Annotated in this window: 15 protein-coding genes; 3 read left to right on the top strand and 12 right to left on the bottom strand. The window is 71.1% G+C overall.

Annotated features, from left to right (window positions below):
* From ACOADB_RS24310 to ACOADB_RS24325, 4 genes are all read right to left on the bottom strand, one after another.
* A partial coding sequence (locus ACOADB_RS24310; RefSeq protein WP_378604872.1) for a YcnI family protein occupies nt 1–571 on the bottom strand: 571 nt, incomplete at its 3' end.
* 74 nt (nt 572–645) lie between these two features.
* Entirely contained in the window at nt 646–1,188 is a 543-nt protein-coding gene (locus ACOADB_RS24315; protein ID WP_378604875.1) for a cell division protein FtsQ, read from the bottom strand.
* A gap of 5 nt (nt 1,189–1,193) precedes the next feature.
* Nucleotides 1,194–2,417 carry an AAA family ATPase gene (locus ACOADB_RS24320; protein WP_378604878.1) on the bottom strand — a complete coding sequence of 408 codons (1,224 nt, stop codon included), beginning with the start codon at nt 2,415–2,417 and terminating at the stop codon, nt 1,194–1,196.
* 7 nt (nt 2,418–2,424) lie between these two features.
* Complete coding sequence (locus tag ACOADB_RS24325; protein ID WP_378604881.1) at nt 2,425–3,111, bottom strand: hypothetical protein; 687 nt, start codon at nt 3,109–3,111, stop codon at nt 2,425–2,427.
* 99 nt (nt 3,112–3,210) lie between these two features.
* On the opposite strand from ACOADB_RS24325, the gene ACOADB_RS24330 reads away from it, so the two are divergent.
* Complete coding sequence (locus tag ACOADB_RS24330) at nt 3,211–3,444, top strand: helix-turn-helix domain-containing protein (protein ID WP_378604884.1); 234 nt, start codon at nt 3,211–3,213, stop codon at nt 3,442–3,444.
* Between the two features lie 13 nt (nt 3,445–3,457).
* Here the strand turns inward: ACOADB_RS24330 and ACOADB_RS24335 are convergent, their stop codons facing one another.
* The 3 genes from ACOADB_RS24335 to sigE are packed head-to-tail and all read right to left on the bottom strand — an operon-like array spanning nt 3,458 to nt 6,025.
* Nucleotides 3,458–4,876 (bottom strand): S1C family serine protease, encoded by a 1,419-nt coding sequence (locus tag ACOADB_RS24335; protein ID WP_378604887.1) that lies wholly within the window; start codon nt 4,874–4,876, stop codon nt 3,458–3,460.
* 43 nt (nt 4,877–4,919) lie between these two features.
* Nucleotides 4,920–5,429, bottom strand: coding sequence for an anti-sigma factor family protein (locus ACOADB_RS24340; RefSeq protein ID WP_378604890.1), 510 nt, complete (start codon nt 5,427–5,429; stop codon nt 4,920–4,922).
* Complete coding sequence (sigE, locus tag ACOADB_RS24345; protein WP_378604893.1) at nt 5,426–6,025, bottom strand: RNA polymerase sigma factor SigE; 600 nt, start codon at nt 6,023–6,025, stop codon at nt 5,426–5,428. Before sigE ends, ACOADB_RS24340 begins: the two co-directional genes overlap by 4 nt.
* A 175-nt stretch (nt 6,026–6,200) precedes the next feature.
* Here sigE and ACOADB_RS24350 point away from each other — a divergent pair, with 175 nt between their 5' ends.
* Nucleotides 6,201–6,857 (top strand): O-methyltransferase, encoded by a 657-nt coding sequence (locus ACOADB_RS24350; protein WP_378604896.1) that lies wholly within the window; start codon nt 6,201–6,203, stop codon nt 6,855–6,857.
* Nucleotides 6,858–6,876: 19 nt separating this feature from the next.
* Here ACOADB_RS24350 and ACOADB_RS24355 read toward each other — a convergent pair whose 3' ends face one another.
* The 5 genes from ACOADB_RS24355 to dapE all read right to left on the bottom strand — a co-directional run bounded on the left by ACOADB_RS24355 (nt 6,877) and on the right by dapE (nt 10,947).
* Nucleotides 6,877–8,481, bottom strand: a complete 1,605-nt coding sequence (locus ACOADB_RS24355; RefSeq protein WP_378604899.1) for a leucyl aminopeptidase family protein — start codon at nt 8,479–8,481, stop codon at nt 6,877–6,879.
* Complete coding sequence (locus tag ACOADB_RS24360; RefSeq protein ID WP_082574114.1) at nt 8,478–8,645, bottom strand: DUF3117 domain-containing protein; 168 nt, start codon at nt 8,643–8,645, stop codon at nt 8,478–8,480. Before ACOADB_RS24360 ends, ACOADB_RS24355 begins: the two co-directional genes overlap by 4 nt.
* A 133-nt stretch (nt 8,646–8,778) precedes the next feature.
* Complete coding sequence (locus ACOADB_RS24365) at nt 8,779–9,114, bottom strand: DivIVA domain-containing protein (RefSeq protein WP_378604902.1); 336 nt, start codon at nt 9,112–9,114, stop codon at nt 8,779–8,781.
* A 13-nt stretch (nt 9,115–9,127) separates the two neighbouring features.
* Nucleotides 9,128–9,856 carry a TIGR00730 family Rossman fold protein gene (locus tag ACOADB_RS24370; protein ID WP_378604905.1) on the bottom strand — a complete coding sequence of 243 codons (729 nt, stop codon included), beginning with the start codon at nt 9,854–9,856 and terminating at the stop codon, nt 9,128–9,130.
* A complete protein-coding gene (dapE, locus tag ACOADB_RS24375) occupies nt 9,853–10,947 on the bottom strand; it encodes a succinyl-diaminopimelate desuccinylase (RefSeq protein ID WP_378604908.1) in 1,095 nt (364 codons plus the stop codon). The genes ACOADB_RS24370 and dapE overlap by 4 nt, the downstream gene beginning before the upstream one ends.
* A gap of 133 nt (nt 10,948–11,080) precedes the next feature.
* Between dapE and ACOADB_RS24380 the strand changes: the two genes are divergently transcribed.
* Nucleotides 11,081–12,520, top strand: coding sequence for a hypothetical protein (locus tag ACOADB_RS24380; protein WP_378604911.1), 1,440 nt, complete (start codon nt 11,081–11,083; stop codon nt 12,518–12,520).
* The last annotated feature ends 6 nt before the right edge of the window (nt 12,521–12,526 follow it).

A 12,526-nucleotide genomic window follows, 5' to 3' on the forward strand; every position in this document is an offset into this window, starting at 1 on the left:
CGCCTGCGGCGCCGCCGTGGTGGCCCTCGCCCGACGCCTCGGTGATGGTCACCGTCGGGGCCGGGTGCTCGAGCTCCTCGGCGTCCTTGCCCTCAGCCGTGGTCTCAGTCCAGCCGGTCTCGCCCTTGGCGCAGCTCTGCACCACGGGGAAGGCCAGCGTCTCCCCCGCCGCGTCCGGCAGCTGCACGGACAGCTCGACGGTGTCGCGGTAGCCGTCGACCAGCGGCGTCTTCGCCGTGTAGACGACCTTGGCGATCCGCTCGGTGAGCTCGTTGCCGTGCGCGTCCTTGATCGGTTCGTCCAGCTTCTCGGCGACCTTCTCGATCGTCCAGCTCGGGTTGACCGTCGGGGTCACCGAGGGGATCTCCTCCGGCATCGCGATGGCCAGCTTCGTGGTCGGCGAGCCCTCGCAGCCGTGGCCCACGCTGAAGGTCAGCACGGCGTACGAACCGGCCGAGGTGACGTTGGGCGTGACCGTGACGTGCGCGCTGGCGGCGCCGGCCGACAGGGCGACGATCGCGAGGGCGGCGGTGCCGCTGAGGGCGGGCAGGGTGAAGCGTCGGACGTTCATGAGTTCTCTCTCTGTCTTCGGTGAGGTGGGTCGGGGCAGCAGCGACTGCCCGAGCACCTCCCGGACGGGAGGGATCAGGCGATCGCGGCGGCGCCGGCCGGAGGGCCGCGCGTCGGTGCGATCGCCAGGAAGCGGCGGGAGACCAGGGCGGTGACGGCCTGCCTGCCCGGCACGGCAGTGCGGACCGGCGCGGGCAGGCGCCCGAGGTCCGACCACGCCAGGAGTACGACGACCGCGCGGCGCCGCACGGCCCACATGAGCCCCGTGACCGCGGCTGCGAGGGCGTGCGCCGCGAGCATGCCGGGCGTCAGGCCCAGGAACCCGGCGTCGTGGCCGTGGGTCGCATGCGCGCCCGGGCTCAGGGCGACCAGCCACGCATGGCCGAGCACCTGCGCGCCGACGAGCACCGGGAGGACCACGCGGATCCCGGCCCTGCGGCGCAGCACGACCACGCTGGCGGCGTACACGAGACCGCCGAAGGCGGTCAGCCAGAGTGCCCCCGGCACCTCTCCCCCGGCCGCCATGTGCGCCAAGGCGAGCGCCGCGACGCTCTCGAGGCTGCCGATCGTCGCCGGTACGGCCACGCGGGTGCGCGGGGTACGGAGGACGGTCAACACGGCCCCTATCTTGCCGGACGACCCGCAAGGCCACGCGTTCGCGTGCTGGCCATCGCGTCCAGCAGCGCGCCGATCGCGCGGGTCAGCGCCGAGTCGCCGGACTCGACCAGGAGCCGCCCGGCCACCAGGGCCTTGTCGACGGCCGGCTGGTCGTCGGGCAGGAAGTGAACCCCGAGGCTGGTTCCGAACCCGTTCAGCATCGCCACGACGTCCGGCTCGCGCCAGCCCAGCGTCGGTCGCATCCGGTTGACGACGATCCGCACCGGCGGGTTGACGAGGAGCTCGTTGAGCTCGGTCATCGCCCGCGCCAGCCGGGCCAGGCCGACCGGGTCGGCCGAGCCGACCAGCAGGACCTCGTCGGCGATCTCGAGCGCTTCGCGGGTCAGGTCGTTGCGCCCGGGCCGGCCCAGGTCGCTGGCCGTGTCGTGCTCGATGCTGAAGCCGGTGTCGATGACCACCTGGCCGCCGCGACGCGCCGCCTCCACGATCTCCGTCAGCGATCCCGGCCGGACCTCCACCCAGCGGTCGGCACGCGGGAGCCCGGTGATGACGCGCAGCTGGTCGGACAGGCGGCGCTGCACGGAGACGAAGCGCTGCTCCAGCGTTCCGGACGCGACGAGCCGGGCGGCAGCGAGCAGCCCCGACACCTCGTCCAGGATCCCGAGCTGTTGGGCCACGGCTCCGCCGTAGGGGTCGGCGTCGACGAGCAGCGTGGAGAGCCCGCGACGGGCCAGCTCTGCGGCGACACCCGACGCCAGCATGGTTCGGCCCGGGGCGCCGCCGGGTCCCCAGACAGCGATCACGCGGCCGGCGAGGGCGCCGTCGAGCGTGGGCGCGGGGTCCTCACCCGGCAACGGCACCGACGCTGCCGGCAACGTCGCGTCGGCAGGCAGCGCCGTCACGAGCGCACCGAGCTCGTCGATCCGGGCCGCATCGAGCAGCGTCGTGATCCCGATCCGTGCGGCCCGGGGCTGGGTGACGTCCGGTCCGGTCGCGATCCCGACCACGCGGACGCCGTACCGGGTCAGGTCGTCGACGACACCCTGGTCCAGCCCGGGCAGGTCGACACCGAGGACGGCGACCTCGGCCTGGCCGGTGCTGGCCGCGGCGAGCAGGTCGTCCACGTCCACGCAGCGCTTGAGCACGACGGTCCCCGGATGGTCCTGGAGCGCGGCGAGGCCACGCGACTCCCACGCAGCGCCGCTCGACACCAGCAGTACGACGATCATCGCGGCCTCAGGACCGTTGCAGGATCCGGATGACCGGGTCCTGGAGGGAGCTGAGCAGGCGTTCGAACTCCGCGGCTCGCGGATCGTCGACCGCCACGACCAGCTGGCGCGCACCCGTGACCGCGAACGTGTCGTCGTACTCCGGCGCCGCCACGACGGTCACCTCGCTGAGGGCGGGCCCGTCGGCCTCGAGGTCCTCGGAGCGGGCTCCCTTGGCGAGCCCGGCTCCGTCGCTCACCCACACGTCGACGACCGATCCGGTGTCGACATCGGGCGGCACCCGGTTCGGGTCGACCTCGAGCGGCACCCGCAGCACCTCGTCGGCGTCGGACTCCCCGACCGCGGATCGGGCCAGCAGCTCCCCGGCGCCCACCGCGCGGGTCAGGACCAGGTCAGCGGGCACGGGTTCGTCGGCCGGGAAGTAGCGCCCCAACGCGGAGTCGTCCGTGAAGCGGATCCGCTCCACCTGCAGGTCCTCGCTCACGACCGGCGACCCGCTGCCACGGTCGTGGGCCAGCGCCCAGACCTGCACCGTGTCGTCGGCAGCGGCGAGCAGCCGCGCTCCGAGGACGACCGAACCGGTGACCAGCGCAACGCCGATCCACAACCTGGGGTCACGCCAGCCCGGCCGTGCCACGCGGGTGGCCTGCGGCGGTACGGGCGCGCCCGGAGAAATCCCGAGATCTCTGGACACGCGAACATCATGCAGTGCGGGGCGCCGAACGTCACCTGGTCGTCCACAGCCCGCCGCGCCGCCGGTGCAGCCGACCGGGCGGAGTGCAACGATGGAGCCATGAGCGGTACCCCACGATTCCTCACGCTCGCCGACGTCGCTGAGGTGCTCAACACCTCCAGCGCACAGGTCTACGCCCTCGTGCGTCGCGGCGACCTGCCCGCGATCAAGATCGGCGGCCGCGGCCAGTGGCGTGTCGAGGGCTCGCGCCTCGAGGAGTACATCGCGGAGCAGTACAGGTCAGCCGAGAAGTACGTCGCCGAGCACCCCTTCGTGGACTCCGACGCCGACTGACCTCGGGCGGCGCTCAGCCGTCCTCGCCGTCGAGGACGACCTTCACCTTCCGGTCGTTGTTGCCGCGCTTGACGGTGAACTCGATGGTCTGTCCGGGCTGGTAGCTGCGGATGGCGACGATGAGCGCGATGCCGTCGCTGACCCGGGCGCCGTTGATGTGGGTGATCAGGTCACCCTTGCGCAGGCCGGCGTCCTTGGCCGGGCTCTTGGCCAGGATCTCGTCGAGCACGGCGCCGTCGCCGGTGGGGATGCCGCCCGTCTTCACCTTGGCGCCGATCACGGGGTACTGCGCCTTGCCGGTCTTGAGGATCTGGTCGGCGGTGACGCGCACCTGCTCGACGGGGATCGCGAAGCCGACCCCGATGTTGCCGGCGTCGGAGTCGATCGAGCCGCCACCTGCCGTGGCGATCGCCGAGTTCACGCCGATCACCTCGCCCTGCATGTTGACCAGTGGGCCACCCGAGTTGCCCGGGTTGATCGCTGCGTCCGTCTGCACCGCGTTGATGTACGACGAGTCGTCGGCCGACGAACCGGTCGTCACCGGGCGCTGCAGGTAGCTCACGATGCCGGAGGTGACCGTGTCCGGGAGGCTGAGGGGCGATCCGATGGCCACCACCGGCTCACCGACCCGCAGCTTCTTCGAGTAGCCGAGCTTCGCGGGGACCAGGTCCTTGAAGTCCTTCACCGACAGGACCGCCAGGTCGTAGACCGGGCTGAGCCCGACCACGGTGGCTTCGTAGCGGTTGCGGTCGTGGTCGACGACCACGATCGGGCCCTTGCTCTTCGCGGCGGATGCCACGACGTGGTTGTTGGTGATGATGTGACCGTTGCCGTCCATCACCCAGCCGGAGCCGGTCGCACCGGCCGCCTGGCCGTCGTACTCGGCGAGGATCTGGACGGTGCTGGGGAGCACGGCCTGCGCCACGGCGGCGATCGATCCGGGCGCCTCGAGCGGCGGCAGCTCCTCGAGGTCGACGTCGGACAGCCCGCCGTCGGCGAAACCGGTGCCCGCGTCGTCATCGGAGACCTTGTCGTAGGCGAGGGCACCGAGGAACCCACCGCCGAGACCGACCACGAGGGACAGCAGGGCCACGGCGGGCCAGATGCGGCGCGAGGGGCCGGAGCCACGCTCGACGTGAGGGGTCGGCAGGACCGGGCGCCGGACCGACAGGTCAGCGGGCGTCGGCGGGGCGGCCGGAGCGGGAGGCATCAACGACGGAGCGAGCGTCGGCATCGGGAGCGTCGGCTCCGGGGCCGATTCAGGGCGGACGGCCGGGGGAACGGGCTGGGCACCCGGCGCCGGCGGCGCCCACTGCGGAGCGGTCTCGACAGGGGCCTCCTCGCCCACGGGGCCAGGGGGGACCACTTCGGTCCCCTCGATCGGCTCGGTGGGTTCCCGGTCGGCGTCGTACTCGTCGTGCGCGTCGTTCACGTCGTCATCATGTCTGATCCACCCAGCCGGGACCGGATGCGGGTTACGGCAGCATCCCGCGCACGGGCATGCGCAGCACGGTCGTCAGGGTGGTCGAGACCGTGGACGCGCCGTTGCCGGCGACCGGCGTCGTGGCGGGCGTCGGGGTGGGAGTCGACGGCAGGACGGAGTCGATCTGGGTGGTCGGGGGCCGACGATCGGTCGGCGGCACGCCACCCGGGTTGAGCCCGAACGCCAGGACACCCAGCATCGCTGCGCCCAGTGCGCCGCCCCCGATCATCGCGACGCCCGCGCCGCGGCGCTGGCCGTGACCACCGCCGGCGAGCAGGGCGTCACCCGGCGGCATGCTGAGCAGCGAACCCTTGAGGTCCGACGGCGCCAACCGCTCGCCGCCGCACAGGCCGGCCAGGCGCGTCTTCACCCAGCCCTCCCGCTCGACCAGGTCGCGGCACGCGTGACAGGAGTAGACGTGTGCCCACGCCTCCTCGGTGTCCTTCGCGGAGAGCTGTCCGTCGAGCAGGGCACTGACGCGGTTGCCGAGGTGACCGATCATCCGGCCGCTCCACCGGCGAGGGAAACGGTGGCGGGGCCGAGGTAGCGGGTGCGGTCGCCCTGCGGAGCCCGGTGCGCGAGGGCATTGCGGAGCAGTGCACGACCGCGGTGGATGCGCGAACGGACGGTGCCGAGCTTGGCACCGAGGATGTCGGCGATCTCCTCGTAGCTGAGGCCCTCGATGTCGCAGAGGACGACCGCGGCACGGAAGTCCGGCGGCAGGGACGCCAGGGCAGCCTCGACGTCGTCCTCGAAGTTCAGGTCGGCGTACGCGATCTCGGGCGCGGGGGAAGCGCTCGCGAGCCGGGAGGCACGCTCGTCGGACAGCGTGTCGAACCGGATCCGCTGCTTGCGGCGGGCCGTGTCGAGGAAGAGGTTGGTGGTGATCCGGTGCAGCCAGCCCTCGAACGTGCCGGGCGTGTAGGTGTGCAGCGAACGGAACACCCGCACGAACACTTCCTGCGTGAGGTCCTCGGCGTCGTGGCGGTTGCCGGTCAGACGGAGCGCAAGGCGGTAGACGCGATCGGAGTGCTGCTCGACGATCGATTCCCAGTTCAGGTCCTGTTCGGGGACCTGGGGATCGACGGGCTCCTTCATCGTGGCCTTCTTCCGCTGCGTCAGTACCAACGTGGTCTGGTCCTCTCACCGTAGAGCCGGGTCCTGAGCGTTCCCTGTGAACTCCCCCAACATTGGCCACAACGATCGGAGAGGATCCTGTGTTCCCGGCGGCGGGTCCGCCGCCTGCGCCGCCGTGAGCCTTAGGGTGAGAACCGTGGCTCCGACACCGATCAACGCATCCAGCTGGACGTACGCCGACACCTACGTCGTCGAGGACGACGTACTGGCCGCTGCCCGCGCACGGTCCGAAGAGGTCGGCGTGACCCCGATCGGCTCCGGCGGCGGCGCGGCCCTGTGCTTCCTCGCCTCCGTGCTCGAAGCGCGCGCCGTGGTCGAGATCGGCACCGGCACCGGCGTCTCCGGCGTCTGGCTGCTGCGCGGGATGCGCTCGGACGGCGTCCTGACCACCGTCGACGTCGAGGCCGAGCACCAGCGCCTCGCGCGCGAGTCCTTCAAGGACGCCGGCGTGGCCCCCAACCGGGCCCGCACCATCGCCGGCTCCGCGCTCGACGTCCTCCCCCGCCTCACCGACGGCCACTACGACCTGGTCTTCGCCGACGGCGACAAGCGTGAGTACGGCGCCTACCTCACCGAGGCGCTGCGCCTGCTCCGTCCCGGCGGCGTGGTCGCGTTCGACAACGCCCTGTGGCACGGCAAGGTCGCGGACCCGGCCGTACGCGACGACGAGACCGTCGCGATCCGGGACCTCGTCCAGCAGGTCGCAGCGACCGAGGGCCTCGTGCCCGTGTTGCTGCCGGTCGGCGACGGCCTGTTGCTGGCCAAGAAGGAATGGATCCCGGAAACGGACTGACCACTGGGGCCGAGCCCGTCTAGGAGTCGGCGACGATTCCGTCCAGCGGCTCCGTCGAGCCGAGCCAGGTCAGCAGCAAGCGCGCTCCGAAGCCTGAGGGCCCGACCGTCCACTCGTGCCACTCCTTCTCCACGTCGCCCACCGAGGCGATGTCGAGGTGTGCCCACGGGACGTCGCCCACGAAGTGGCGCAGGAAGAGGGCTGCGGTGATCGCGCCGGCTCCCCCGGGGTCATTGCTCGCGTCGGCGATCTTCGACGCCAGCTTGTCCTCGTAGCCGTCGTAGAGGGGGAAGCGCCACAGCGGCTCGCCCGACTGTTCACCGGCGGCGGTCAATGCAGCGGCGAGCGCGTCGTCGGTCGCGAACAGGCCGGCCACCTGCTGGCCGAGCGCGACCTTCACGGCTCCGGTGAGGGTCGCGATGTCGAGGATGAGATCAGGGGCCAGCTCGGTGACGGCGTAGGCGAGGGTGTCGGCCAGGACCAACCGGCCCTCGGCGTCGGTGTTGCCGACCTCGGTGGTGCGCCCACCCCAGTGCCGGATGACGTCACCCGGACGCAGCGCGCTGCCGGAGATGGCGTTCTCGGCGGCCGCGACCAGGCCGATGACGCGCACCGGGCAGTCGACGTCGGCCAGCGCGGCCATGGTGGCCAGGACGACGCCGCCGCCCGTCATGTCGCGCTTCATCGACGCCATGGAGGCGGCCGGCTTGATCGAGAGGCCGCCGGTGTCGAACGTGATGCCCTTGCCGACGAGCACCACGAGGGGAAGCTTCTTCGCTGCGCGGGCGCTGACACCGCGGGGCGTGTAGTCCAGCCGGATCAGTCGCGGCGGGGATGCCGACGCGGCGCCGACGGCAAGGATGCCGCCGAATCCCTCGCTGGCGAGGTCCTGCTCGTCCCAGACCTGCAGGTCGAGCCCGGCGGCGGCCGCGATCTGCTCGGCCTGCGTGGCCAGCCAGGCGGGGTTCTTCAGGTTGGCCGGCACGGTCGCCAGCAGCCGCGAGCGCCATCCGGCACCGCCGAGCGCGACCGCGCGCTCCAGCACCGCCCGGTCACCGGCGATCTCCGGGCCCGCGACGACGACGCGGCGCACCGGCAGCCGCTCGGGTCCCTGGGAACGCCAGTGGAAGACGAAGCTCCCCAGCATGGTGCCGACCACGAAGGCCTCGACCGACGCATGGACGTCGGACAGCTCGGCGTCGGCAACGACCGGGATCGAGGTGGCGACGGCGTCGCGGTCGAAGGTCGCACGCGCCAGCGCGGCGCCCGCGCGGCGCAGGTCGATCGGCCGGCCGGCACCGACGCCGACCAGGACCACCAGGCGCAGGTCGGGATTGGTCGTCGTACCGCCGGGGACCGGGACGGTGGCGACCTCGGCGGTCGCTCCGGTCAGTCCGTGGACCTCGCCGATGCCGACGAGGTCGAGATCGAGCTCGTCGGCGAGTTCCGCTGCCCCCGGCCCCAGCAGGAAGGGCACCTCGGCGTCACCCGGCAGCACCGGGAGCGCGACGACATCGACGCCGATGATGGCGCCGGGCAGGAGCTCGCTGAGCGCGAACTCCGGAGGTGAGACCTGACCCGGAAGGGCCGGTTCCCGGGTGCTGGAAGCAGCGGGTGGGGTCACCCGACCACAGTCTTGAGCGCGTCGCCGAGCGCAGAGGCCTCCTCGGCGTTGAGCTCGACCACGAGTCGGCCACCGCCCTCGAGCGGAACGCGCATCACGATGCCGCGCCCCTCCTTGGTGACCTCGAGCGGACCGTCGCCGGTCCGAGGCTTCATTGCCGCCATGCGGCACCCCTCTTCCACTAACTTCTGCGAGTTTGTCGTGCGCCCTGTGCACCCGACTTGTGCGCTGCACCATTATCGCCCATGCCACACAAACCGCGCAGCCACGGGTCGGTGTCGCCTCAGGGGCGGGCGTTCAGTCCGAAGGGTCGCCGGTGGCGTCGTCGGACTTCTCGGCGGTCGAATGCCCCCAATAATCGGGGGTCCTGACCTTTGCGCGCGGCTCCATCTCCGCCGCCATCCGGGTGAGCAGCGCGTCGACCTCCGACATTCGATAACCGCGGAAAGCCAGCGAGAAACGGATCTTGCGGAGATCGCCGGCCTCGATCCTGCGATCGGCAGGGACCAGCGCATCGGGGCGGTCGTCGTATGCCGGGGCCATCGGCTCGCCGTGTCCGGCGGCCAGCATCGCCACTCCGCCCATGGCGAGCACGATGAGGACGGCGAAGACCCACATCATCGGATGGGACATGTGCGGCGCCTCCTCACGCGTGCCGCTCGCGGGCGGCGACCATCAGCGCGACGGCCTCGTCGACGTCATCGGTCAGCGTCAGCATGTCGATGTCGGTCTGCTTGATGCGGGCGTCCGCCAGCATGGAGCCCTGCATCCAGTCGATCAGGCCCTGCCAGTACTCCACACCCATCAGGACGATCGGGAACTGGGTGATCTTGAGGGTCTGCGACAGCGTCATCGCCTCGAAGAGCTCGTCCAGGGTGCCGATGCCGCCCGGCAGGACGACGTAGCCCTGCGAGTACTTCACGAACATCATCTTGCGGACGAAGAAGTACCGGAAGTTCAGCCCGAAGGCCACGTAGTCGTTGAGCTTGGCCTCCCACGGGAGCTCGATGCCGAGGCCCACGCTCTCGCCGCCGGCCTCCATCGCACCCTTGTTGGCGGCCTCCATCGCGCCGGGGCCACCGCCGGTGATGACAGCGAAGCCGGCCTTGGCCAGCCCCGCGCCGACCCGCACGCCGATGTCATAGGCGGGGTGCGTCGGGGTGATGCGCGCCGAACCGAAGACCGAGATCGCCGGACCGAGCTCGGCGAGGTCGTTGAAGCCCTCGACGAACTCCGCCTGGATCTTCAGCACCCGCCACGTGTCGGTGTGCACCCAGCCGCCGTCGCCACGGCTGTCCAGCAGTCGCTGGTCGGTCGTGGAGCCCTCAGGACGACCCTTGCTCGGCCGCGGTCCTGGTCCGTTTCGCCTCGTCATGGTTGATCCTCCCGCGTCGGGTGTCCGAGTAGCCACTGCCGCAACTGCTGTTCGCACTGCTCGATCTGCGCCACCTCCACGAACTCCTCCTGCTTGTGCGCGAGGAGGGGGTCGCCCGGTCCGTAGTTGACGGCCGGCACCCCCAGCGCGGTGAACCGGGCCACGTCGGTCCACCCGAACTTCGGGTTGACCACGCCACCGACTGCGTCCACGAAGGCCCGCGCCGCAGGCTGTTCGAGCCCCGGCAGCGCCCCGGGCGCGGAGTCGGTCAAGGTGATGTCGAAGCCGTCGAAGAACTCCCGCACGAACGCAAGGGCCTCGGCCTCCGAACGGTCGGGCGCGAACCGGAAGTTCACGGTGACGACGCATTCGTCGGGAATGACGTTGCCGGCGACGCCACCGCTGATCCCCACCGCGTTGAGCCCCTCGTGGTACTCCAGCCCGTCGATCACGGGCCGCCGGGCGTCGTACTCGTTCAAGCGGGTGAGTACGGCGGCCGCTGCGTGGATCGCGTTGACGCCCTTCCAGCTGCGGGCGGAATGGGCCCGCTCGCCGCGCGTGCGGACATCGACGCGCAGGGTGCCCTGGCACCCGGCCTCGACCACGGCGTTCGACGGCTCCATCAGGATCGCGAAGTCCGCTTCCAGCAACGCCGGGTCCGACTCGCTGAGCAGGCGCAGTCCGTTGAGTGCGGAGTCGATCTCCTCGCAGTCGTAGAGCACGAAGGTCACGTCGTGCACCGGCTCGGGCACCGTCGCGGCGAGACGCAGGATGACCGCGTCGCCACCCTTCATGTCGCAGGTGCCCAGGCCGTGCAGGAGGCCGTCCTCGAGGCGGCTCGGCAGGTTGTCGTTGAGGGGCACCGTGTCGAGGTGGCCCGCGATGACGACCCGCGACGCCCGACCCAGCTCGGTGCGCGCGACGAGGGTGTTGCCGTGCCGGCTGACCGCGAGGTGCGGCAGTGCCACGAGCGCCGCCTCAACGGTGTCGGCGATCGCCTGCTCGTTGCGGCTGACCGACTCGATGTCGACCAGCGCCCGGGTCAGGGAGACGACATCGGCGGACAGGTCGAGGGGGTGCGGCGGACTCACCTGACCAGTCAAGCAGGCCGGCCCACGGCACCCACCCATCCGGGCCCGGCTTCACCGATGGTTTCGCGAAAATCTGCGCGGGGTATCCCGGAAGGGTCACCAGAACAGGTTTGTCGATCTCGGGAGAAGCAGGATGGCCTTCGACTACGAACAACTCGATTCACTTCTCGACGACGCGGCCCGCGAGGCCGCCTTCGCCGACCTCACCCGGCGGGACGGCTGGGACTACGACAACGGCAAGGACTACGTCGTCAAGACCGAGAACTACGGCGAGAGCTCCAGCGTGCAGACCGTCTACTTCGACGGTCGCGCCACGCTCGGTGGCTACAACATCGGAGCGACCAGCCCGACCGAGCCGTTCCCCTCGCTCGCTGCCGAGTACGCCGGCATGGTGTCGGGCTGGCGCAGCAAGCTCGACCAGGCCGTGTCCGGCTGGGACGGCGTACCGAAGCCCTCGGTCCTCGACGACGCCAAGGCGCAGTGCCTGCTGGGCGTGCAGAAGCTGGCGGGCGGCACCGGCAACGGCGGATCGCAGTTCGGGAACCCGGACCTGGAGGCGATCGGCTACATCCGCAAGTTCATCCCGAGCCCGGACCAGGGCGGCCAGACCATCAGCGCGTTCTACACCAACTACGGACCCGAGCGCCTGGAGACGGTTCTCGACGGCCAGTGCGAGGCGGTGGCCGCGCTGGGGGTGGCGATCACGGGCACGCAGAAGCTGTTCGAGACCTCCCGTGAAGACGTCGCGAACCTCGTCGGCAACGCGAAGGAGGCGTTCCGGCAGACCCGCAAGGACTATTCGAACCTCCAGACCATCCAGACCGTGCTGACGGTCGCCAACGCCACGGCGGGCGTGCTGGGGGTCTTCATCGGACCCGGTGTCGGTACAGCGGCGATCGGGGGGCTGAGTGCCGGCACCTCCTTCCTCAGCACGGCGCTGGGCCTGCTCCCGAAGCCGACGGAGTCGAAGCTGCCCTACAGCGGTTCCTCGCCCAACGACGTCTACAACGACTTCAAGAAGGGCTTCACCACCCTCACCGAGAAGGCCGAGGCGCAGGACCGGGGCCTGCAGATGGTGCTCGAGAGCATGCTTGCCGCCGTCAACGACCCGGTGAACCGCCTGAACTTCCACGTCCACCCCGGCCAGGGGGAAGCGCCGCTAGGCGACACGATCAACGTGCAGTACTCCACGCTGGAGCACATCGGCTACGAGTCCATGCCGACCGTGGCACGGGCCTTCCTCCAGGCTGCCGACCAGGTCGAGAGCAGCAACCAGATCAACGCCTGGATCCGCACCGGCATCGTCGGGCTCGGCAGCTACGGCTGCTACTTCGCGTGGCGCGACCTCGCCTACCAGATCACGCCTCTGCTCAACGACACCGGCGCCGAGGTCGTCCGGGCCGGTGAGTCACTGGCGGAGGCAGCGGGGTACTTCCGCGACAGCGACGGCTGGGCGAAGGACAAGCTCGGCGCCAACTACAAGGAGCTGGAAGGCGCCGAGCTCGGCTGGCAGGACCCGTACGTGCCGCCGCCCCCGCCGCCGCGTCGACACGGCGGCCCGCAGCCGTTCTGACGCGGG

Origin of the sequence: Nocardioides sp. CPCC 206348 (assembly GCF_048654705.1) — a bacterium.
Taxonomy (GTDB): domain Bacteria; phylum Actinomycetota; class Actinomycetes; order Propionibacteriales; family Nocardioidaceae; genus Nocardioides.

Coding starts and splice junctions, on each gene's coding strand:
- ACOADB_RS24320 (WP_378604878.1), bottom strand. CDS start 2,417: ATGATCGTCGTACTGCTGGTGTCGAGCGGCGCTGCGTGGGAGTCGCGT.
- ACOADB_RS24330 (WP_378604884.1), top strand. CDS start 3,211: ATGAGCGGTACCCCACGATTCCTCACGCTCGCCGACGTCGCTGAGGTG.
- ACOADB_RS24340 (WP_378604890.1), bottom strand. CDS start 5,429: ATGATCGGTCACCTCGGCAACCGCGTCAGTGCCCTGCTCGACGGACAG.
- sigE (WP_378604893.1), bottom strand. CDS start 6,025: ATGAAGGAGCCCGTCGATCCCCAGGTCCCCGAACAGGACCTGAACTGG.
- ACOADB_RS24360 (WP_082574114.1), bottom strand. CDS start 8,645: ATGGCGGCAATGAAGCCTCGGACCGGCGACGGTCCGCTCGAGGTCACC.
- ACOADB_RS24365 (WP_378604902.1), bottom strand. CDS start 9,114: ATGTCCCATCCGATGATGTGGGTCTTCGCCGTCCTCATCGTGCTCGCC.
- ACOADB_RS24370 (WP_378604905.1), bottom strand. CDS start 9,856: ATGACGAGGCGAAACGGACCAGGACCGCGGCCGAGCAAGGGTCGTCCT.
- ACOADB_RS24380 (WP_378604911.1), top strand. CDS start 11,081: ATGGCCTTCGACTACGAACAACTCGATTCACTTCTCGACGACGCGGCC.